We start from the raw sequence: 19,445 nt of genomic DNA on the forward strand, positions 1-19,445 counted from the left end.
GCGCTGTAGTCATTGTTCCGCTGCACTACTTTTCGGCCGGCAACTTGACCACCAGCAGGTCGCAGTCCACCGATTCGAGCAGGCGCTCGGCGGTGTGACCGATGAGGATGCTGTCCAGGCGGCCGCGGGCAATGGCGCCCATCACCAGCAGGTCGATTTCGTGCTTGTGCACGAAACGCGGCAGCATGTTTTCCGGGGCACCCTCGAGCAGGTGGGCGGCGTCCGGCGCGATGCCGTGCTGGCGAACCAGGTCATCGAAGGCCTGGTGATGCTGCTGCGCATCGTCGCTGAGGTACTGCTGGTAGGTGGCCAGCAGCTCAGTGTTGTTGAGCAGGGTGCGCGGCAGCGGCGCATGGCAATGCACGACATCGGCGTGCATGCCGAGGGCCGTGGCAAGCGCCTGGCTGGTGTCTATCAGGTGGTGATCGAGGGCTGCCGGCTTGTCGTCCTTGTGCAGCGGGTCGACGGCGGTGCACAGGTTGTGCCCGCGCCATTCGGCGTGGTGCACCAGCCACAACGGGAACGGGCAATGGCGCATCAGTTGCCAGCAGCTGTCGGTCAGCAGCAGGCGGCGCAGCAGGTTGTTGTGGCCGGCGGATTTGAGCACCAGATCCGGCTGCAGCTGTGCGGCGGTTTCCAGCACCGTCTCGTGCAGGCGCTTGCCCCAGCGCACCTCCTGCGCAAGGCGCAGCCCTTCACGCTGCAGGGGCGCCAGCAGCTCCTGCAACCAGCTGCCGCGCTGCTCCAGCAGCGCCTCCCGGGCCTTGGTCTGCAGGCTGTTCTCCAGCATGCTGCCATCCAGCGCGGCGCTATACTCGACCAGCAGTACGTGCAGGCGCGCCTGGGTACGGCGGGCCAGCCAGGCGGCGCGCTCCAGGGCCGGGTGGCTGGGTTGGCTGGCGTCGATCACGACCAGTAGGGTTTCGAGTTTCATGGGGGCGACCTCGCGAGGTAAGTAACCTGCATTGCAGCCCATCGATGGATGGGCTGCGTTGACCTGCATCAGCCTAGAGGATTACCGCCGCTTTGTTCGCCACCCAAGGCAATGCAGCATGTTGCGACTGTTCAGTTTTTCCGGGGCGCGCCGATACGCTGCTCATTGGAGGAGAAACCCATGCGTATTCTGTTACTGCTTTGCTGTGTTCTGGCCCTTGGCGGGTGCTCCCGCATGTCGCTCGACCACCATCTGAACAAGGCCTACCAGGCCTATGACCGGGGCGATTGCGAAGACGCCTTGCTGTACCTGTCCCAGGCCGAGCGGGTGAGCCGTTCGCGCAGCTATATACAGCCGGAGATTTCCCTGTTGCGCGGGCAATGCCTGGAACGGCAGAACCTGTACCTGGATGCGGCGCAAACCTACCAGTTCATCATCGGCCGCTACCCGGCCAGCGAATATGCGTTTCGTGCCCGTGCGCGGCTGGAAACCCTGCGTCAGCTCGGCCATCATGGTGCGTCGGAGCCGGCCAAGGTGTCGCCTGCCGGAACGCTCTGACGGCGTACACATGTCCACCGAGGGATTGCCGCAATGCGCGCCTGGATAGGCCTTCTGTTGTTACCGCACCTGGCCTTTGGGCAGGTGTATCGCTGGGTCGACGAGCAGGGCAGGGTGCATTATGGGCAGCAGCCGCAAGGTGCCCATGCGCAGGCCGTCGAGGTTCGCCCGCAGGTGGTCGAGCGTGATGCGGCCACCCAAGAGCGTGAGCAGCGCGCCGAACGCTACTTTCAGGCCCGCCGCGACGAACAGGCCCAGGCGGCGCAGGCCCGCCGCGAGCGGCAGTCGCAGCTGGCCAGCGAGTGCGCCCAGCTGCGCGCGCACCTGGCCTCGATGCCCGAGGGGCGTCGCTACTACCAGCCGGGCAGCAATGGCGAACGCCATTACTACAGTGACCAGCAACTGGACGCCGCGCGGGCGCAACTGGCCAGCCAGTTGTCAGGCCGCTGTCAATGAGCGCTGGTCAGTTCGCCAGGTAGGCGGCATACTCGGCTGACACTCATAGCCTTCTGCCATCATGAACGCCAATCGCCATATCGAGCGGCATCAGTTGCCGTACTACCTGAACGTCTTCAATGCCTTTACCGACAAACCGATCGGTCATCTGGGCAATGTGTCGGCGGATGGCATGATGCTGATCAGCCAATTGCCGGTGTTGGTGGGCGGCTGCTTCGAGCTGCGCTTGAAGATTCCAGGTTGCGACGGCTTTCGCTATATCGACTTCACCGCCACCTGCCTGTGGTGCCAGGAAGACGTGACCCCCGGCAGTTTCGATTCGGGCTTCGCCCTCGAAGCGCCGCCCGGGGACTACCTCGAGATGGTCGAAGCGCTGCGCTACTACTTCAGCTTCCATCCGCTTGCCGCTTCGGTATGACCGCCTGCCCGGCCTGATCCCGCAACGCCGCTGTGGTTCCGCATGTTTTCTCCCTGCCCATGTAAGCCATTGCTTACAAGCGCTGTAAGCCGCGATGCAGGTTTTGCGCTGGAAAACTGACGTTCGAGAATTCGAGTAATTCAAGCTATTGAAAATAAAGGATTTATTTATTGTGATGGTTTGCGGTCAGGTCGTCGGCAGCTGTTGGCAGGGCGTTGTGATAAATCCGTGGGCCGTTAATATCTGAACCGTGCTTAGGGACAAGCGCAGGTCGTAAGGGAAAATGACCAGGACATCGCGGGATGCGATTCATCAGGATGATGAGTTGGGAGTTTCAGGGAATAGGGACAAAAGAGTGGGCGGGTAAAACCGCCCCTTTTTTTTGCCTGCAGAAAAGCATCCGCCGCGCGGCCTGCTGCTCGATCACTGCAGCCACCCCTGCCAAGCGCCCATGAAAAATGCCGCGCCCTTTCGGGTAGCGGCATTTTTGTTGGCGGCCAGTGCCGCCTTGCTCAGCGCTCGAGGTGCTGCAGCTTGTCTTTCACACCATCCCACTCTGCCGCATCGGGCAGGGCGTCTTTGCGCTCGGTGATGTTCGGCCAGACTTCCGCCAGCTCGGCGTTGAGCTCGATGTATTCCTGCATGCCATCGGGTATCTCGTCTTCGGAGAAAATCGCCTGCGCCGGGCACTCGGGCTCGCACAGCGCGCAATCGATGCATTCATCCGGGTGGATCACCAGGAAGTTCGGGCCCTCGTAGAAGCAGTCCACCGGACAGACTTCCACGCAATCGGTGTACTTGCACTTGATGCAGTTGTCGGTGACGACGAAGGTCATTTCTAGTTTTCTCCTCGGGCTACGGCAGCGAGCGGTTTCTGAATCGGCCGCTCTTAGGCTCTGAAATGGGCTGCGGGCCAGGCTAACAAGCCGTCGAAAACTACCTGCGTTGGCAATACTGCGTTAAAAACGGCCAAAAAATGCTCATTTACAGCCTGTAAACTGCGCTTTTTCGGCCGTTTTTGCCTTGTCTTGCCTGCCTCGCCTATGTTTTCAACGGCCTGCTAAAGGCTGCAGCGCTCCCGGAGCGCGCGGGATTCTATCAGCTAGTTGGCGCCGGCGTTAGACCCGCGCCTTCCATGCATATAACAGTTCGAGTGCCTTGCGCGGGCTAAGGTCATCCGGATTGACCAGCTGCAGCTCCTCCAAGACGGGATGCGGCAGGCTGGCGAACAGATCGCTTTGCAGTGGTGCGGCGGATTTTTCGGCGCCTTGCGGCGGCAGATCGTGGGGCAGGCTGGTGGTTTCCAGCCGCGCCAGATGCTCGCGGGCACGCAGGATCACCGGGGCCGGTACGCCCGCCAGTTGCGCCACCGCCAGGCCATAGCTCTGGCTCGCCGGGCCGGGCAGCACGTGGTGCAGGAAAACGATGCGCTCGTTGTGCTCGGTGGCGTTGAGGTGCACGTTGGCCACCGCCGGCTGGCTTTCCGGCAATACCGTCAGCTCGAAATAATGGGTGGCGAACAGCGTGTAGGCGCGCAGGCTGGCCAGTTGCTCGGCGGCCGCCCAGGCCAGGGACAGGCCGTCGAAGGTGCTGGTGCCGCGGCCCACTTCATCCATCAGCACCAGGCTGCGATCGCTGGCGTTGTGCAGGATGTTGGCGGTTTCGCTCATCTCCACCATGAAGGTCGAGCGGCCACCGGCCAGGTCGTCGCTGGAGCCGATGCGGGTGAAGATGCGGTCGACCATCGACAGCTCGCAGCGCGCCGCCGGCACGAAGCTGCCGATATGGGCGAGCAGCACGATCAGGGCGGTCTGGCGCATGTAGGTCGACTTACCGCCCATGTTCGGGCCGGTGATGATCAGCATCCGCGTGGCATCGTCGAGCTTCAGGTCGTTGGCGACGAATGGCGTGGTCAGCACCTGCTCGACCACCGGGTGGCGGCCCTGTTCGATCAGCATGCAAGGCTCGTCGACGAAGCGCGGGCGGTTGAGATCCAGGTTCAGGGCGCGCTCGGCCAGGTTGCTCAGCACGTCCAGTTCGGCCAGCGCCGCGGCGCTGTCCTGCAGCGGGCCAAGGTGGCCGATCAGCTGCTCCAGCAGCGCTTCGTACAGCTGCTTTTCACGGGCCAGGGCACGGCTCTTGGCCGACAGCGCCTTGTCCTCGAACTCCTTGAGCTCGGGGGTGATGAAGCGCTCGGCGCCCTTGAGCGTCTGCCGGCGGATGTAGTCGGCCGGTGCCGACTCGGCCTGCTTGCTTGGCAGTTCGATGAAGTAGCCATGCACACGGTTATAGCCGACCTTGAGGTTGGCCAGGCCGGTGCGGGCCTTCTCGCGGGCCTCCAGATCCATCAGGTACTGGCCGGCGTTCTCGCTCAGCGACTGCAGCTCGTCGAGTTCGGCGTCGTAACCGGTCTTCAGTACACCGCCGTCACGGATGACCGCCGGCGGGTTGTCGATGATCGCCCGCGACAGCAGTTCGGCCAGCTCCGGGTAGGTGCTGATGGTCTCGGCCAGCGACACCAGGTGCGCGCAGTCGAGTTGCGCCATGGCCTGCTGCAGCTCGGGCAGGGCGGCGAGTGCGTCACGCAGGCGGGCCAGGTCCCGCGGGCGGGCATTGCGCAGGCCGATACGGGCGAGAATGCGCTCCAGGTCGCCGATTTCCTTGAGCTGCGGCTGCAGGGTTTCGAAACGGTAACGGTCCAGCAGGCAGGCGATCGATTCCTGGCGCGCTTCGAGCACCGCGCGGTCGCGCAGCGGGCGGTTCAGCCAGCGGCCGAGCAGGCGGCTGCCCATGGCGGTCTGGCAGCGGTCGATCACCGATTGCAGGGTGTTGTCGCGGCCCCCGGCGAGGTTGACGTCCAGCTCCAGGTTGCGCCGGCTGGCGCCGTCGAGGATCACCGTGTCGTCGATGCGTTCATGGCGCAGGCTGCGCAGGTGGGGCAGGGCGGTACGCTGGGTTTCCTTGGCATAGGCCAGCAGGCAGCCGGCCGCGCCAATGGCCAGGGTCAGGGTTTCGCAGCCGAAGCCCTTGAGGTCCTGGGTGCCGAATTGCTGGCACAGGCTCTTTTGCGCGGTATCGCGCTCGAAATCCCAGGGCGCCCGGCGACGCGAGCCACGACGCTTCTCGGCCGGCAGGCCCTGGGGCCAGTCATCGGGGATCAGCAGCTCGGCGGGGTTGAGGCGCTCGAGTTCGGCCAGCAGGTTTTCCCAGCCTTTTATTTCCAGCACGCTGAAGCGGCCGCTGGTGATGTCCAGCACGGCCAGGCCGAACAGGCGCTCGTCACCCAGTACCGCCGCCAGCAGGTTGTCGCGGTGCTCGTCGAGCAGGGCCTCGTCGCTGATGGTGCCGGGGGTGATGATACGCACCACCTGGCGCTCCACCGGGCCCTTGCTGGTGGCCGGATCGCCAATCTGCTCGCAGATCACCACCGACTCGCCGAGCTTGACCAGCTTGGCCAGGTAGCCCTCGACGGAGTGAAACGGAATGCCGCACATCGGAATCGACTGGCCCGCCGACTGGCCGCGGGCGGTCAGGGTGATGTCCAGCAGCTTGGCGGCTTTCTTGGCGTCCTCGTAGAAGATCTCGTAGAAGTCACCCATGCGATAGAACATCAGCTGATCCGGGTGCTGATTCTTCAGTCGCCAGTATTGCTGCATCATCGGGGTGTGAGAACTGAGGTCGCTTTGGCTCATCGTGTCGAGTGTCCGGCTGAATCGCAAAAGCGCGTAGTGTACGGTATCGACACCCCCCGCTTTAACCCCGCAACGCAGATGAATCACTGGCCATGGTATCGGGCCGGCTGATACTCATGCGGCCCGCGCCGGCAATCGCCGAGCGTGCGTTGCCGCGAGGGCGCGGCGGCTCGATGGCGGGATTTGCAATGCACACCGGGCATGGCCGAAAATATCGCGCTCATGGAGAACCATCTCATCATTAAGGAAACATCGACATGCGTTTGCTGATTGCCCTGATCCTGCCCTGGCTTACTTTCTTCACCATCGGTCGCCCCATTGCAGGAATCATCTGCCTGATTCTTCAAATAACCCTGATTGGTTGGCTGCCAGCGACCATCTGGGCTGTTTATGCGCTGAGCCAATACAGCACCGACAAGAAGATTGAAAAAGCGCTCGCGCAAAGAAACTGATCGAGCGCAGCGGCGCCGGGCCTGCACCCGGGGCCGTGGTACGAGCCCATCAGCAAAGCCGTGGAACTGAAGGTTTCGCGGCTTTTTTGTTGGCGGCGCTAGTGCATTTCGCCTGGGCGATGGGCAACGCATGGCTGCTGCGCTGGGGCCCTGAGGCAAGTGCTAATCTTGCGGATTTGAGCGGAGGTATGCCGTGAACGTAGATGATTCCCAGCTGACAGACCTGGCCGCCCGCCTTGGCGAACGGCTGCTGGCCCAGGGCGCCCAGGTAAGCACCGCCGAGTCCTGCACCGGCGGCGGCATCGCCGAAGCCATCACCCGTATCGCCGGCAGCTCCGCCTGGTTCGAAGCAGGCTTCGTGACCTACTCCAATACCCAGAAGACCCGCCAGCTGGGCGTGCCCGAAGCGTATTTCGCCAGTGTCGGTGCGGTCAGTCGCGAGGTGGTCGAGGCCATGGTGCAGGGCGCCCAGGCGCAGAGTGGTGCGCGCTACGCCACCGCGGTCAGCGGCGTGGCCGGGCCGGGCGGCGGTAGCACGGACAAGCCGGTCGGCACCGTGTGGATCGCCTGGGGTGATGGCGACACGCGGTACAGCCGGCGCTTGCAGTTCTCCGGTGACCGCGATGCGGTGCGCCGGCAAACCGTGGAAGCCGCCCTGCAGGGGCTGTTGCGACTATTGGTCGAAGAAAATCCTGTTGCGGGGTAGGCGAGTGCCGAGCCCTGTGGAATAATACTGGCTACTTATACAGTTATTGGCCGTCAGGCCCTTCTGATCACGTGAGGAATACAATGGACGAGAACAAGAAGCGCGCATTGGCGGCTGCCCTGGGCCAGATCGAGAAACAGTTCGGCAAGGGTGCGGTCATGCGCATGGGCGATCATGATCGCCAGGCCATTCCGGCCATTTCCACCGGCTCCCTGGGCCTGGATATCGCGCTGGGCATTGGCGGCCTGCCGAAAGGCCGTATCGTCGAGATCTACGGCCCGGAATCCTCGGGCAAGACCACCCTGACCCTGCAGGTCATCGCCGAAGCGCAGAAGGCCGGCGCCACCTGTGCCTTCGTCGACGCCGAGCACGCCCTGGACCCGGACTACGCTGGCAAGCTGGGCGTCAATGTCGACGACCTGCTGGTCTCGCAGCCGGATACCGGTGAGCAGGCCCTGGAAATCACCGACATGCTGGTGCGCTCCAACGCCATCGACGTGATCATCGTCGACTCCGTGGCGGCCCTGGTGCCGAAGGCGGAGATCGAAGGCGAGATGGGCGACATGCACGTCGGCCTGCAGGCGCGTCTGATGAGCCAGGCGCTGCGCAAGATCACCGGTAACATCAAGAACGCCAACTGCCTGGTGATCTTCATCAACCAGATTCGCATGAAGATCGGCGTGATGTTCGGTAGCCCGGAAACCACCACCGGTGGTAACGCCCTGAAGTTCTACGCATCGGTTCGCCTCGACATCCGCCGTACCGGCGCGGTGAAAGAGGGCGACGAAGTGGTCGGCAGCGAAACCCGCGTCAAGGTCGTCAAGAACAAGGTGGCACCACCGTTCCGCCAGGCCGAGTTCCAGATTCTCTACGGCAAGGGCATCTACCGTAACGGCGAGATCATCGACCTCGGTGTGCAGCAGGGTCTGGTCGAGAAGTCCGGTGCCTGGTACAGCTACAAGGGCAATAAGATCGGTCAGGGCAAGGCCAACGCCGCCAAGTTCCTGGAAGACAACGTGGAAGTGGCTCGCGAGATCGAAGGGCAGATTCGCGACAAGCTGCTGGTGGTTTCCGCGCCTACCAAGGCCAATGTAGCGGCCAATGATCTGGTGGATACCGAAGCCGACTTCTGATGCCCGCCGTTCTGGATAACACCGTTGCGGTACGCCATGCCGCCATGGATCTGCTGGCGCGCCGTGAGCATGGTCGGGTCGAGCTGGCGCGCAAACTGCGCCAGCGCGGCGCCAGCGATGAGCACATCGAAACCGCCCTCGATCGCTTGAGCGAGGAAGGGTTGTTATCCGAAGCGCGTTATCTGGAAAGCTTCATCAGTTACCGCGCGCGCTCGGGCTTCGGCCCGCAGCGCATCCGTGATGACCTCTCCCAGCGTGGCCTGGCTCGTGCGGATATCGACCAGGCGCTGCGCGACAGCGGCATCGACTGGCGAGACGGTTTGCGGGAAACCTGGCAACGCAAGTTTGCCGGGCAGCTGCCAGGCGATGCGCGCGAACGGGCCAGGCAGATGCGCTTTCTGGTGTATCGCGGCTATCCGATGGACCTGGTCAGCCAACTGCTACGCGGCGCTTTCGAGGACTGATCTACAGCCCGAACCCTTGAGGTTGAACCGCCCGGTTCGCCTTCCCCTGACGCGCAGGCGTCCCTTTACAACCAACAGGGTCTTCAGCTCAGCCAATGCTCGGGCTGGTTGATCAGGTCGAGCAGCTCCCGTAACCGTCCGGCATTGCGCCCACTGAAGGCGAACAGCAACCTGGGCAATGCGCACAGTTCGCGACCATCGATGCGTTCATCACCGGTGCGCTGTTGCTGAATATCGCCGTGCTTGCACAGGTCAGCGAACTGCAGGTTCAGCTGGGCCAGTGCCGCTTCGCTCAGGGCATGGCGCATGCGCACCACGAACTGGTCCTTGAGCCAGCGGCTGGAGTGGAAGTTGGCGTAGAAGCGATCGATTTCCTGGGCGGCCGATTCGGCATCGTGCACCAGGCGCATCAGGTTCATGTCGCTGGACAGGATATAGCCATTGCTGTCCAGGTTCTGCTGGATGTAATCGAGCAGGCCCTGCCAGAAGGTGCCATCCGGCTCGTCGAGCAGAATCACCGGCACCAGCGGGCTCTTGCCGGTCTGGATCAGGGTGATCACTTCCAGGGCTTCATCCAGGGTGCCAAAGCCGCCGGGGCAGAGCACCAGGGCGTCGGCTTCCTTGACGAAGAACAGTTTGCGCAGGAAGAAAAAATGGAAGGACAGCAGGTTGTCGCTGCCCTTCATGACCGCGTTGGCGGATTGCTCGAAGGGCAGGGTGATGTTGAAACCCAGGCTGTTGTCGCGCCCCGCGCCTTCGTGGGCGGCAGCCATGATGCCGCCACCGGCACCGGTGATCACCATCAGGTCATGGCGGGCCAGGGTGCTGCCCAGCTCCCGGGCCAGGGCGTAGACCGGATGACCGGGCTGGGTGCGCGCCGAACCGAACACGGTGACCTTGCGGCGATGGCGGAAGCGCTCGAGCACGGCAAATGCGCGCTCGAGTTCGCGCAGGGTCTGCAGCATGATCTTGGCGTCCCAGCGGTTGCGGTCGGCCTGGGCCATGCGCGCGACGGTGGCGAGCATTTCCCGGTACAGCGCGACGTTGGTGCTGCCGCTGGGGGTAATCCGCGTGGCCAGGGCGTCCAGGTCGGCTGCCAGCGCATCACCGCTTGCAGGCAGCTCGCCGTTCGCGTGATCGTCCATGGCGCTACTCCTTTTATGCGTCAATGCCCTGGGTTCTACCATAAGTGCATGGCTTACAGGCGGCAGTCGGCCTTGCCGAATCGCTCGGTGGTAATCGGGCGGTTGCTCTGGATCTCGCTGAACTCATAGCGCAGCACCGCGCCGCTGGCCAGCAGCTTGCGAAAGCCCGGGTTGCTGCACACGCTGTTGCTCAGTTGCGCGCGAACCGTATCGGGGTTGCCGCGCATCTGCGCGGCGTGCGCGGGGCGCACGCTGAGGTGATTGATCAGCTCGTTGCCTTCGACGCTGTAACCGCGGTCGAGAATGTCCTCGTTGATCGCGCGGGGCGTACCGGCGCTGCTTTCCTTGGCCACTTTTTCCAGGGTTTTGGTGAGCTCGAAGTCCTTCAGCGACGCGGCGTGAGCGGCTGGCAGGAGCAGGCTGGCGAGGAGAACGGATAGGGCGATGCGCTGCATGGGCAGACTCCTGAAGGCAGTGAGCGGTAATAGACCGAGCTCTGCCGGTTATGTTCGTTCCGGCGAATCAAGTCGACAACCGATGATCGATGTTAGCAAGCTTGTCGTCGCGGCGGCGTGTGTATTGAGCGGCACCAGGCGGCTTGCCCTTGGTAAACTACCCGCCCTTCTTGTCAGGCGGTTCGCCAGCCATGTGTTGCCTTGCTTTCCATTGCGTGATCTCGACCAGGTCGAGCGTGCGCCCATGAGCCACGCCGTTCACGCATTGCGCGCCGCGCGCCTGGCGCGTAGCGTCAAACCGTTTCTGGCCAGGGGCTCGCGGGCGGCGCGTTGCCCTGACTGCCGCCTGGCCGCCAGCCATTGCCTGTGTGCATGGAAGCCCCGGGTTTCTGCCAACGCGGGTGTGTGCCTGGTAATGCATGACGTCGAAGCGCTGAAACCGAGCAACACCGGCTGGCTGATCGCCGACGTGGTGGCGGATACCTCGGCCTTTGGCTGGTCGCGCACCGAAGTCGATCCCGGCCTGCCGGCCTTGCTCGAGGATGATCAGTGGCAACCCTATCTGGTGTTTCCCGGTGAATATGCCGAGCCCGAGCGGGTGGTCAGCAGTGTCGAGGCGCCCGTGGGCAAGCGACCGTTGTTCATCCTGCTCGATGCCACCTGGACCCAGGCGCGCAAGATGTTTCGCAAGAGCCCCTACCTGGATGGCCTGCCGGTACTCAGCCTGCAGCCCGAGGCGCTGTCGCGCTACCGGCTGCGCCGCTCCAAGCGCGATGATCACCTGTGTACCGCCGAGGTTGCGGCGCTGTGCCTGGAACTGGCGGGGGACGAGCGCGCGGCGGATGCGCTGAATGCCTACCTGGATGTTTTCAGTCAGCACTATCTGGCCTCCAAGGCCCCGCGCGCGGTTGATCTTGGCGACGCCTTGCACGAGCGCCTCAAGCCCTTTCTGTAAGCGCTGCAGGTTTTCGCCACAGCTGGGCGAGCAGCATGCCGGCGAACATCAGCGCACAGCCGAAATAGCCGCGTGCGGACAGCGATTCGCCCAGCAGCAGGGCGCCGGCAATGGCTGCAAAGACCGCCTCGAGGGACAGGATGATCGCGGCGTGGGAGGCGATCGCATGCTTCTGGGCGATCACCTGCAAGGTAAACCCCACCGCCACGCCGAAGATGCCGCCATACAGGATCGCCGGCAGCGCCTGAACGATCCCGGCGCCGGGCAGGTGCTCGAAGACCAGCGCCAGGGCAAGGCTGATCAGCGCACAGGTGATGAATTGCACCAGGGCCAGCACCAGGGCGTCGTGGCGGGCTGCGAACACGCCCACCAGCAGCACGTGGACGCCCCACACGAAGGCGCCAGCCAGTTGCAGCAGGTCACCGGAGGCGACATAAAATCCGTCGCCCACGCTGAGCAGGAACATGCCGACCACCGCCAGAGAAGCGCCCAGCCAGATGCCCAGGCCGGTCTTGTGGCCCAGCAGCAGGCCGAGCAGGGGCACCACGATCACATACAGGCCGGTGATGAAGCCCGAGTTGGTGACGCTGGTGAACAGCAGGCCGACCTGCTGCAGGTTGATACCCAGGGCCAGTACCGCGCCCATCAGGCTGCCGCCGAGCAGCAGCGGGCGGCTGATGGGCGAGGCCGGTTGCGCGCGGCGGCGACGCAGCAGCATGATCACCGGCAACAGCACGACCACTGCCAGGGCGAAACGCAGGCCGCTGTACAGAAACGGCCCGATGGCATCCATCCCCAGCCGCTGGGCGACGAAGGACGAACCCCAGATCATCGCGGTAACCAGCATCAGCAGATCGGCGCGCAGCGCGTGGTTGGCCATGGTGGTGAGCTCCCTGCAAAAATGGCGCAGACTTTGCCGCAAAGCGCTGTGCTTGACCACCCCGCCTGCGCTCGGCATGCTGGTGGGCGCCGTACGTCATGCTGTCAGACAGATGGGGTCTGCAGCACGGTATGCCTATAAAAAGAACAGGATCTGCCATGGTCGCTTACGAAATCCTGATAGCTGATGATCATCCACTGTTTCGCAGCGCGCTGCAGCAAGCCCTGACGATGGGCCTTGGCGCGGGCGTGCGGTTGGTGGAAGTGGCCAGCATCGCCGAACTGGAAGCCCGGCTGGCCGAGAAGACCGACTGGGATCTGGTTCTGCTCGATCTCAATATGCCTGGTGCCTACGGCTTCTCCGGGCTGGTGCTGCTGCGCGGGCAGTACCCACAGCTGCCGGTGGTGATGATCTCCGCCCAGGAAGAAGCCGCGGTGGTGGTACGCGCCCGTGAATTCGGCGCCAGCGGGTTCATTCCCAAGTCCAGTTCCCTGGAGGTGCTGCAGCAGGCCGTGCGCCAGGTGCTGGAGGGCGAGGTGTGGTGGCCGCCGCAAAGCGAGGAGGCGGTCAGCCTGACCAACGAGGCCAAGGCGGCCAGTGCCGGGCTGGCCAGCCTCACGCCCCAGCAGTTCCGGGTGTTGACCATGGTCTGCGAAGGCCTGCTGAACAAGCAGATCGCCTACGAGCTGAGTGTCTCCGAAGCCACGGTCAAGGCCCACGTCACGGCGATCTTCCGCAAGCTGGGAGTGCGCACGCGCACCCAGGCGGCGCTGCTGTTGCAGCAGCTGGAGTCCGTGCCGGCAGCCTGATGGCGGATTTCACGGGATTTTCACGGTACGCTCGCGTACCCTGCGCGCCTTTCCCAGCCATAGCTCACTGCCCATGTCGCCGTTCAAAGGACAAACCGGTTTAAAGCGTATTCTCAATGCCGCAGGCTATTCACTCGATGGCCTGCGCGCCGCCTTTACCGGCGAGGCCGCCTTTCGCCAGCTGGTGCTGCTCAACGTGGTGTTGATCCCGATCGCGCTGCTGCTCGATGTCAGCCGGGGCGAACGGGCGCTGATGGTCGCCGCGTGCCTGCTGGCGCTGATCGTCGAGCTGCTCAACTCGGCGGTCGAAGCGGCGATCGACCGCATTTCCCTCGACCTGCACCCGCTGTCCAAGACCGCCAAGGACATGGGCAGCGCCGCCCAGCTGGTTTCCCTGACGCTGATCGCCAGCGTGTGGGCGATCATCCTGCTTGGCTAACGCACCTCGGGCAGCACGATCTCGTCGCTACGGCGGATGCCGGCGGTCAGCGCCCGGCACATGTCGAGAAACTCGCGCATGGCGGCAGTCTGGTATTTCTGCCGGTGCCAGATGAAATAGAACTGCCGGCGCAGGTCCAGGTCCGGTGTTTCCACCGGTACCAGGCTGCCACGGCGAAAGGCGTCGCGCAGCGCCAGCCGTGAAATGCAGCTGATGCCCAGGCCGGACTCCACGGCGCGCTTGATCGCTTCGGTGTGTTCCAGCTCGAGGCGCACGTTGAGGGCGTCGGAGTGGTGGCGCATGGCCTGGTCGAAGGTCAGGCGTGTGCCCGAGCCCTGCTCACGCAGAATCCAGTCTTCACCGCTCAGCTCGCGGATGCCGACATTACCCCGCTGCGCCAACGGGTGCTGTGGCGCGCAGAACACCACCAGCTCGTCCTCGACCCAGCTCTGCACCTCGATATCCGGGTGATTGCAGTCACCCTCGATCAGACCCAGGTCAATTTCGTAATGCGCCACCTGCTGCACGATATGCGCTGTGTTCTGTACATGCAGTTTTACCTGGCTCTCCGGGTGCACCTTCATGAAGCCGCCGATCAGCAGGGTGGCCAGGTAGTTGCCAATGGTCAGGGTGGCGCCGACAGCGAGCGAACCGAAGCCTGATTTACCGTTCAGAAGGTCTTCGATTTCCTTGGCCTGGTCGAGCAGGGCGACCGCCTGGGGCAGCAGCTGGCGGCCCAGGGCATTGAGGCTCAGGCGCTTGCCGGCGCGATCGAACAGCTGGCAGCTGGACTGTCGTTCCAGCTCGCTGATCGAGGTGCTGGCCGCCGACTGCGACAGAGCCAGTTGGGAGGCCGCCCTGGAAACGCTCTCCTGCTGGGCGACGGCGACGAATACCTGGAGTTGACGCAATGTGAATCGCATATCTATATAACCGATAACCCATATCTTGATAATTCATTTAACAGATATTGTGGCCGCGATTAGAATGCCGCGCAATTGCGCTTAAGAATCAGCGTGCCCGACGTTTTCAGGAGCCCCTCTACATGAGCAACATGAACCACGAACGCGTTCTGAGTGTTCACCACTGGAATGACACGCTGTTCAGCTTCAAGTGCACCCGCGACCCGGGCCTGCGCTTCGAGAATGGCCAGTTCGTGATGATCGGCCTTCAGCAGGAAAACGGCCGTCCGCTCATGCGTGCCTATTCCATCGCCAGCCCGAACTGGGAAGAGCATCTGGAGTTCTTCAGCATCAAGGTGCCTGACGGCCCGCTGACCTCGCAACTGCAGCACCTCAAGGAAGGCGACGAGGTGATCATCAGCAAGAAGCCCACCGGCACGCTGGTGCTCGACGACCTCAACCCCGGCAAGCACCTGTACCTGCTCAGCACCGGTACCGGCCTGGCGCCGTTCATGAGCGTGATCCAGGACCCGGAAACCTACGAGCGTTTCGAGAAGGTGATCCTGGTTCACGGTGTCCGCTACGTCAACGAAGTGGCCTACCGCGAGTTCATTACCGAGCACCTGCCGCAGAACGAGTTCTTTGGCGACGCGCTGAAGGAAAAACTGATTTATTACCCCACCGTGACCCGCGAGCCGTTCGAGAATCAGGGCCGCCTGACCGACCTGATGCGCAGCGGCAAACTGTTCGCCGACATCGGCCTGCCGCCGATCAACCCGCAGGACGACCGCGCGATGATCTGCGGCAGCCCGAGCATGCTCGACGAAACCAGCGAAGTGCTCGACAGCTTCGGCCTGAAGATTTCGCCGCGCATGCGCGAACCCGGCGATTACCTGATCGAGCGTGCCTTCGTCGAGAAGTAAGCGTCAGCGGAAATAAAAAAACGGGAGCCTAGGCTCCCGTTTTTTTATTTCGTAATTAATCCATCAGTAGATGCTGCGGATTGGAGCTTGCGAGCTAGAGCCATGCAAGCCTAGGCGGCCCCGCGAAAGCAAGCGAAAAAGCGGAGTGTACTTTTGTACATGAGCATTTTGAGTTCGCTTTCAACGCAGCAGGGCCGACGCGCAGCTGCTCCCAATCACTCTTCCATCTGCGACTGCAGGTAATTTTGCAGACCCACCGCCTTGATCAGGCTGAGTTGGGTTTCCAGCCAGTCGATGTGCTCTTCCTCGGATTCGAGGATATCTTCGAGCAGGTCGCGGCTGGCGTAGTCGCCGACGCTTTCGCAGTAGGCGATGGCGGCTTTCAGATCGATGTGTGCCTTGTGCTCGATCTTCAGGTCGCACTCGAGCATTTCCTGGGTGTTCTCGCCGATCAGGATCTTGCCCAGGTCCTGCAGGTTCGGCAGGCCTTCGAGGAACAGGATGCGCTTGATGAGCTTGTCCGCGTGCTTCATCTCGTCGATGGACTCGTGGTACTCATGCTTGCCCAGCTTGGTCAGGCCCCAGTCTTCATACATGCGGGCGTGCAGAAAGTACTGGTTGATCGCGACCAGCTCGTTGCCGAGGATCTTGTTCAAGTGCTGAATTACTGTCTTGTCGCCTTTCATGATGAAGCCCGTCCTGCCTGGAATTAAGTAACCGATGGCGAATTCTGGGCTTGCCTAATCCGACTGTCAAACGTAAGTTATTGAAATGTAAGTGAAAATAAATATAAATGAGAGTGTTTAAGTTGTGCGTCTTGGCGCTAACTCATTGAATTACGGGCATAAAAAAACCGGATGCTAGATCCGGTTCTCTGAAATCGGTTGATTCAAGCGGCAATAAAATTCGCCGGGTAGGCCATCGCAACCTGACTTTGTTGCACCTCGCCCAATGTTTCGCGCACCACCTGCTTGGCGAGGCAGGCACATTTTCCACACTGGCTGGCAACGCCCAACGTTTCACGGACTTCACGGTAGCTGCAGCAACCTTCGTAGATTGCTTCGCGGATCTGACCGTCGGTGACACCTTCGCAGAGGCAGACGTACATAGGCTTGGCCCGTCGTTTGGCTGAAACTGATGCGAAGGATACTAATGTTAATGAGAATGCGTGTCAAAGATAAACCGGCTCTTGATTGGCATAATTTCTCGACTTTCGATGAGCGGCGTTTTGGTGCCACCATCGGTTCCTCCAGCGTTCAGTCGTGCCAAACGAAGGGCAACAAAAAACCGGCTCATGAGCCGGTTTTTTGGGGGCGGGGCAGGGCTCACCCAATGTGCGTGCACAGCCCTTCTTCCAGGCCGAGCATGATGTTCAGGTTCTGCACGGCAGCCCCCGACGCACCCTTGCCCAGGTTGTCGAGCTTGGCCACCAGCAACGCCTGCTGGCCGCTGCCGGCGCCGAATACCTGCAGCTCGGCGCGATTGCTGCCGTTCAAACCGTGGGGGGTAATGAATGGCGCCGTGTCGGCCGCGATCTCGTTGTAAGGCTGCACCTGCACGAACTGCTCACCCTGGTAATAGGCGCTCAGGGCTTCGTGCAGCTCGGCGCCGTTGCTGCCCTGCAGCGGGATCATCACCAGCATGCCCTGGTCGTAGCTGCCGACCGCCGGCTGGAAGATCGGGCGCGCGTTGAGGCCGCTCCAGTGCTGGATTTCCGGGATGTGCTTGTGATCGAAGCCCAGGCCGTAGGCGGCATAGACCGGCGCGCCTTCGCCCTCATAGCGTTCGACCATCTTGGTGCCGCCGCCGGTGTAGCCGGACACGGCGTTGATGCACAGCTCGCGATCCGCAGCCAGCAGCCCGGCGTCGATCAGCGGGCGCAGCAGCAGAATGGCGCCGGTGGCATAACAGCCCGGATTGCTTACCGCGGCGGCCTTGGCGATGGCTTCGCGTTGGCCCTTGGCCAGTTCCGCCATGCCGAACACCCAGTCATTGGCGGTACGGTGCGCGGAGCTGGCGTCGAGTACCCGGCAGCCGACTTCACGGGCCTGGGCAGCGGTTTCCTTGGCGGCGTCGTCGGGCAGGCACAGCACGGTGACGTCGACCGAGCGCATCAGCTCGAGCTTGGCCTCTACGTCGCGACGCTTGTCGTGGTCGATGGTGACCACCTCGATCTGCGGGTGGTTGGCCAGGCGCTGACGAATCTGCAGGCCGGTGGTGCCGGCCTGCCCATCGATGAAGATCTGATATTTTTTCATGGCATTCACTCGTCGAAGTCTTCCCACCCGCCCATTTCCTTCCAGCGATTGACGATGCCGCAGAACAGCTCGGCAGTCTTCTCGGTGTCATAGCGGGCGGAATGGGCTTCACGGCCGTCGAACTCGATGCCGGCGGCCTGGCACGCCTTGGCCAGTACGGTCTGGCCATAGGCGAGGCCGGCGAGGCTGGCGGTGTCGAAGCTGGAGAAGGGATGGAAGGGATTGCGCTTGAGGTCGCAGCGGGCGACCGCGGCGTTGAGAAAGCCCAGGTCGAAGCTGCTGTTGTGGCCGACCAGAATGGCGCGCTTGCAGCCATTGGCCTTCAGGGATTTGCGCAGGCCGCGGAAGATTTCGGTCAGCGCATGCTCTTCGCTCACCGCCATGCGCAGCGGATGGTCGAGCTTGATGCCGGTGAAATCCAGCGCCGCCTGTTCGATATTGGCGCCCTCGAACGGCTCGACCCGGAAGAAATGCGTGTGATCGGGATACAGGAAGCCACCTTCGTCCATGCCGATGGTGGTCGCCGCGATCTCCAGCAGGGCGTCGGTGGCGCTGTTGAAACCGCCGGTCTCGACGTCCACCACCACTGGCAGGTAGCCGCGAAAGCGCGCCGCCATGGGGTGCCGCGGGCCACCGCTGCTCGGTTGTTCCTGGTCGTCTTCGTACAGTTCTTCGCTCATCGAGCCGCCTCCAGCAAGCGCCAGCGCAGGCTTTCGCCAGCGCGCAGGGGAATCACCGTCTGCTCGCCAAACGGCAGGCTCGCCGGAGCGACCCAGGCTTCGCGTACCAGGGTAATGGTGTCGGTATTGCGTGGCAGGCCGTAGAAGTCGGCGCCGAAGTGGCTGGCAAAGCCTTCCAGCTTGTCCAGTGCGCCACGGTCTTCGAATGCTTCGGCGTACAGCTCGATGGCTGCATAAGCGGTGTAGCAACCGGCACAGCCGCAGGCGTTTTCCTTGGCGTGCCTGGCGTGCGGCGCCGAGTCGGTGCCGAGGAAGAACTTCGGGCTGCCGCTGGTGGCGGCCTCCAGCAGCGCCTGCTGATGGGTGTTGCGCTTGAGGATCGGCAGGCAATAGAAGTGCGGGCGAATGCCGCCCACCAGCATGTGGTTGCGGTTGTACAGCAGGTGCTGGGCGGTGATGGTGGCGCCGACGTTGGCGGGGGCCTCCTTCACGAACTGCGCCGCATCGGCGGTGGTGATGTGCTCGAACACCACCTTGAGGGTCGGGAAGCGCTCGACGACGCGGCACAGGTGCTCGTCGATGAAGGCCTTTTCGCGGTCGAACACGTCGATTTCCGCACGGGTCACTTCACCGTGCACCAGCAGCGGCAGGCCGGTTTCCGCCAGGGCTTCCAGGGCGCCGGTGATGTTGTCCAGGCTGGTGACGCCGGAATCGGAGTTGGTGGTCGCACCCGCCGGGTACATCTTCGCCGCATACACGAAGCCGCTGGCCTTGGCCGCACGGATGTCTTCGGCGCTGGTGCGGTCGGTGAGGTACAGCACCATCAGCGGCTGGAACTGGTTGCCAGCCGGCCGCGCGTCGAGAATGCGTTGGCGATAGTCGCCTGCTTCGACGGCGTTGCGCACCGGCGGCACCAGGTTGGGCATGATGATCGCGCGAGCGAAGGTGCGGGCGACATCGGCCACGGTGTGCGGCAGCACGGCGCCGTCGCGCAGGTGAATGTGCCAGTCGTCGGGACGCAGCAGGGTGATGCGGTCGGTCATTGAGGCTTCCAGGCGGGGCGAAACATGCCCGGAATGCTACCGGAAAAGGCCGGCGGGGGCACGCCGCAGATAGGTAGGGTCTGTTGCCGTTTCACGCACGGCCGCGCCGGAGCCCGTTTTGCCGCGAAGCAAGGCACGAGCCG

23 protein-coding genes are annotated in these 19,445 nt (G+C 63.0%); 11 read left to right on the forward strand and 12 right to left on the reverse strand.

The window, feature by feature from the left end; genetic code table 11:
* Positions 1 to 25: 25 nt before the first annotated feature.
* Positions 26 to 934, reverse strand: a complete 909-nt coding sequence (locus QYS36_RS16630; protein WP_308840536.1) for a universal stress protein — start codon at positions 932 to 934, stop codon at positions 26 to 28.
* A 180-nt stretch (positions 935 to 1,114) separates the two neighbouring features.
* On the opposite strand from QYS36_RS16630, the gene QYS36_RS16635 reads away from it, so the two are divergent.
* The 3 genes from QYS36_RS16635 to QYS36_RS16645 all read left to right on the forward strand — a co-directional run bounded on the left by QYS36_RS16635 (position 1,115) and on the right by QYS36_RS16645 (position 2,366).
* Positions 1,115 to 1,492 carry a tetratricopeptide repeat protein gene (locus QYS36_RS16635; protein ID WP_308840537.1) on the forward strand — a complete coding sequence of 126 codons (378 nt, stop codon included), beginning with the start codon at positions 1,115 to 1,117 and terminating at the stop codon, positions 1,490 to 1,492.
* 33 nt (positions 1,493 to 1,525) lie between these two features.
* On the forward strand, positions 1,526 to 1,948 hold the full coding sequence (locus QYS36_RS16640; protein ID WP_308840538.1) for a DUF4124 domain-containing protein: 423 nt from the start codon (positions 1,526 to 1,528) through the stop codon (positions 1,946 to 1,948).
* Positions 1,949 to 2,009: 61 nt separating this feature from the next.
* Entirely contained in the window at positions 2,010 to 2,366 is a 357-nt protein-coding gene (locus QYS36_RS16645) for a PilZ domain-containing protein (RefSeq protein ID WP_308840539.1), read from the forward strand.
* A 512-nt stretch (positions 2,367 to 2,878) separates the two neighbouring features.
* Here the strand turns inward: QYS36_RS16645 and fdxA are convergent.
* Both fdxA and mutS read right to left on the reverse strand, forming a co-directional pair.
* Complete coding sequence (gene fdxA, locus QYS36_RS16650; protein ID WP_308840540.1) at positions 2,879 to 3,202, reverse strand: ferredoxin FdxA; 324 nt, start codon at positions 3,200 to 3,202, stop codon at positions 2,879 to 2,881.
* 282 nt (positions 3,203 to 3,484) lie between these two features.
* Positions 3,485 to 6,058: a DNA mismatch repair protein MutS gene (gene mutS, locus QYS36_RS16655; protein ID WP_308840541.1), complete on the reverse strand. Its 2,574-nt coding sequence runs from the start codon at positions 6,056 to 6,058 to the stop codon at positions 3,485 to 3,487.
* 257 nt (positions 6,059 to 6,315) lie between these two features.
* Between mutS and QYS36_RS16660 the strand changes: the two genes are divergently transcribed.
* The 4 genes from QYS36_RS16660 (at position 6,316) to recX (ending at position 8,813) form a co-directional block, all read left to right on the forward strand.
* Positions 6,316 to 6,510 (forward strand): YqaE/Pmp3 family membrane protein, encoded by a 195-nt coding sequence (locus tag QYS36_RS16660; protein WP_308840542.1) that lies wholly within the window; start codon positions 6,316 to 6,318, stop codon positions 6,508 to 6,510.
* Positions 6,511 to 6,703: 193 nt separating this feature from the next.
* A complete protein-coding gene (locus QYS36_RS16665; RefSeq protein ID WP_308840543.1) occupies positions 6,704 to 7,216 on the forward strand; it encodes a nicotinamide-nucleotide amidohydrolase family protein in 513 nt (170 codons plus the stop codon).
* Positions 7,217 to 7,299: 83 nt separating this feature from the next.
* Complete coding sequence (gene recA, locus QYS36_RS16670; protein WP_308840544.1) at positions 7,300 to 8,349, forward strand: recombinase RecA; 1,050 nt, start codon at positions 7,300 to 7,302, stop codon at positions 8,347 to 8,349.
* Complete coding sequence (gene recX, locus QYS36_RS16675; RefSeq protein WP_308840545.1) at positions 8,349 to 8,813, forward strand: recombination regulator RecX; 465 nt, start codon at positions 8,349 to 8,351, stop codon at positions 8,811 to 8,813. Before recA ends, recX begins: the two co-directional genes overlap by 1 nt.
* Positions 8,814 to 8,896: 83 nt before the next feature.
* Here recX and QYS36_RS16680 read toward each other — a convergent pair whose 3' ends face one another.
* On the reverse strand, positions 8,897 to 9,958 hold the full coding sequence (locus QYS36_RS16680) for an LOG family protein (RefSeq protein WP_308840546.1): 1,062 nt from the start codon (positions 9,956 to 9,958) through the stop codon (positions 8,897 to 8,899).
* A gap of 53 nt (positions 9,959 to 10,011) precedes the next feature.
* Positions 10,012 to 10,413: a quorum-sensing-regulated virulence factor family protein gene (locus tag QYS36_RS16685; RefSeq protein WP_308840547.1), complete on the reverse strand. Its 402-nt coding sequence runs from the start codon at positions 10,411 to 10,413 to the stop codon at positions 10,012 to 10,014.
* 244 nt (positions 10,414 to 10,657) lie between these two features.
* Between QYS36_RS16685 and QYS36_RS16690 the strand changes: the two genes are divergently transcribed.
* Positions 10,658 to 11,368: a tRNA-uridine aminocarboxypropyltransferase gene (locus QYS36_RS16690; protein ID WP_308840548.1), complete on the forward strand. Its 711-nt coding sequence runs from the start codon at positions 10,658 to 10,660 to the stop codon at positions 11,366 to 11,368.
* On the opposite strand, the gene QYS36_RS16695 is transcribed toward QYS36_RS16690, so the two are convergent.
* The gene (locus QYS36_RS16695) at positions 11,352 to 12,248 is read right to left on the reverse strand and encodes a DMT family transporter (protein ID WP_308840549.1); all 897 of its coding nucleotides are present in this window, start codon (positions 12,246 to 12,248) and stop codon (positions 11,352 to 11,354) included. The genes QYS36_RS16690 and QYS36_RS16695 overlap by 17 nt on opposite strands.
* Before the next feature lie 158 nt (positions 12,249 to 12,406).
* Between QYS36_RS16695 and erdR the strand changes: the two genes are divergently transcribed.
* Positions 12,407 to 13,057 carry a response regulator transcription factor ErdR gene (erdR, locus tag QYS36_RS16700; protein WP_308840550.1) on the forward strand — a complete coding sequence of 217 codons (651 nt, stop codon included), beginning with the start codon at positions 12,407 to 12,409 and terminating at the stop codon, positions 13,055 to 13,057.
* Positions 13,058 to 13,124: 67 nt separating this feature from the next.
* Positions 13,125 to 13,496, forward strand: a complete 372-nt coding sequence (locus tag QYS36_RS16705; protein ID WP_308840559.1) for a diacylglycerol kinase — start codon at positions 13,125 to 13,127, stop codon at positions 13,494 to 13,496.
* On the opposite strand, the gene QYS36_RS16710 is transcribed toward QYS36_RS16705, so the two are convergent.
* Positions 13,493 to 14,419 carry a LysR family transcriptional regulator gene (locus tag QYS36_RS16710; RefSeq protein ID WP_308840551.1) on the reverse strand — a complete coding sequence of 309 codons (927 nt, stop codon included), beginning with the start codon at positions 14,417 to 14,419 and terminating at the stop codon, positions 13,493 to 13,495. The two genes, QYS36_RS16705 and QYS36_RS16710, sit on opposite strands and share 4 nt — an antisense overlap.
* 122 nt (positions 14,420 to 14,541) lie before the next feature.
* On the opposite strand from QYS36_RS16710, the gene fpr reads away from it, so the two are divergent.
* Entirely contained in the window at positions 14,542 to 15,321 is a 780-nt protein-coding gene (gene fpr / locus QYS36_RS16715; RefSeq protein WP_070885588.1) for a ferredoxin-NADP reductase, read from the forward strand.
* 215 nt (positions 15,322 to 15,536) lie between these two features.
* Here the strand turns inward: fpr and bfr are convergent, their stop codons facing one another.
* From bfr to pyrC, 5 genes are all read right to left on the reverse strand, one after another.
* Positions 15,537 to 16,007: a bacterioferritin gene (bfr, locus tag QYS36_RS16720; protein ID WP_308840552.1), complete on the reverse strand. Its 471-nt coding sequence runs from the start codon at positions 16,005 to 16,007 to the stop codon at positions 15,537 to 15,539.
* 203 nt (positions 16,008 to 16,210) lie between these two features.
* A complete protein-coding gene (locus tag QYS36_RS16725) occupies positions 16,211 to 16,429 on the reverse strand; it encodes a bacterioferritin-associated ferredoxin (RefSeq protein ID WP_073265469.1) in 219 nt (72 codons plus the stop codon).
* A gap of 217 nt (positions 16,430 to 16,646) precedes the next feature.
* Complete coding sequence (gene argC / locus QYS36_RS16730) at positions 16,647 to 17,579, reverse strand: N-acetyl-gamma-glutamyl-phosphate reductase (RefSeq protein ID WP_308840553.1); 933 nt, start codon at positions 17,577 to 17,579, stop codon at positions 16,647 to 16,649.
* 5 nt (positions 17,580 to 17,584) lie between these two features.
* A complete protein-coding gene (gene rnt / locus QYS36_RS16735) occupies positions 17,585 to 18,259 on the reverse strand; it encodes a ribonuclease T (RefSeq protein WP_308840554.1) in 675 nt (224 codons plus the stop codon).
* Positions 18,256 to 19,302 (reverse strand): dihydroorotase, encoded by a 1,047-nt coding sequence (gene pyrC, locus QYS36_RS16740; RefSeq protein WP_308840555.1) that lies wholly within the window; start codon positions 19,300 to 19,302, stop codon positions 18,256 to 18,258. Before pyrC ends, rnt begins: the two co-directional genes overlap by 4 nt.
* Positions 19,303 to 19,445 lie beyond the last annotated feature (143 nt).

The organism is Pseudomonas sp. G34 (assembly GCF_031119625.1).
Taxonomy (GTDB): domain Bacteria; phylum Pseudomonadota; class Gammaproteobacteria; order Pseudomonadales; family Pseudomonadaceae; genus Aquipseudomonas.

Coding starts and splice junctions, on each gene's coding strand:
- QYS36_RS16630 (WP_308840536.1), bottom strand. CDS start 934: ATGAAACTCGAAACCCTACTGGTCGTGATCGACGCCAGCCAACCCAGC.
- QYS36_RS16685 (WP_308840547.1), bottom strand. CDS start 10,413: ATGCAGCGCATCGCCCTATCCGTTCTCCTCGCCAGCCTGCTCCTGCCA.
- recA (WP_308840544.1), top strand. CDS start 7,300: ATGGACGAGAACAAGAAGCGCGCATTGGCGGCTGCCCTGGGCCAGATC.
- mutS (WP_308840541.1), bottom strand. CDS start 6,058: ATGAGCCAAAGCGACCTCAGTTCTCACACCCCGATGATGCAGCAATAC.
- QYS36_RS16695 (WP_308840549.1), bottom strand. CDS start 12,248: ATGGCCAACCACGCGCTGCGCGCCGATCTGCTGATGCTGGTTACCGCG.
- pyrC (WP_308840555.1), bottom strand. CDS start 19,302: ATGACCGACCGCATCACCCTGCTGCGTCCCGACGACTGGCACATTCAC.
- recX (WP_308840545.1), top strand. CDS start 8,349: ATGCCCGCCGTTCTGGATAACACCGTTGCGGTACGCCATGCCGCCATG.
- QYS36_RS16660 (WP_308840542.1), top strand. CDS start 6,316: ATGCGTTTGCTGATTGCCCTGATCCTGCCCTGGCTTACTTTCTTCACC.
- argC (WP_308840553.1), bottom strand. CDS start 17,579: ATGAAAAAATATCAGATCTTCATCGATGGGCAGGCCGGCACCACCGGC.
- QYS36_RS16725 (WP_073265469.1), bottom strand. CDS start 16,429: ATGTACGTCTGCCTCTGCGAAGGTGTCACCGACGGTCAGATCCGCGAA.
- fpr (WP_070885588.1), top strand. CDS start 14,542: ATGAGCAACATGAACCACGAACGCGTTCTGAGTGTTCACCACTGGAAT.
- bfr (WP_308840552.1), bottom strand. CDS start 16,007: ATGAAAGGCGACAAGACAGTAATTCAGCACTTGAACAAGATCCTCGGC.
- QYS36_RS16640 (WP_308840538.1), top strand. CDS start 1,526: ATGCGCGCCTGGATAGGCCTTCTGTTGTTACCGCACCTGGCCTTTGGG.
- fdxA (WP_308840540.1), bottom strand. CDS start 3,202: ATGACCTTCGTCGTCACCGACAACTGCATCAAGTGCAAGTACACCGAT.
- QYS36_RS16690 (WP_308840548.1), top strand. CDS start 10,658: ATGAGCCACGCCGTTCACGCATTGCGCGCCGCGCGCCTGGCGCGTAGC.
- QYS36_RS16645 (WP_308840539.1), top strand. CDS start 2,010: ATGAACGCCAATCGCCATATCGAGCGGCATCAGTTGCCGTACTACCTG.
- QYS36_RS16710 (WP_308840551.1), bottom strand. CDS start 14,419: ATGCGATTCACATTGCGTCAACTCCAGGTATTCGTCGCCGTCGCCCAG.
- rnt (WP_308840554.1), bottom strand. CDS start 18,259: ATGAGCGAAGAACTGTACGAAGACGACCAGGAACAACCGAGCAGCGGT.
- QYS36_RS16635 (WP_308840537.1), top strand. CDS start 1,115: ATGCGTATTCTGTTACTGCTTTGCTGTGTTCTGGCCCTTGGCGGGTGC.
- QYS36_RS16680 (WP_308840546.1), bottom strand. CDS start 9,958: ATGGACGATCACGCGAACGGCGAGCTGCCTGCAAGCGGTGATGCGCTG.
- erdR (WP_308840550.1), top strand. CDS start 12,407: ATGGTCGCTTACGAAATCCTGATAGCTGATGATCATCCACTGTTTCGC.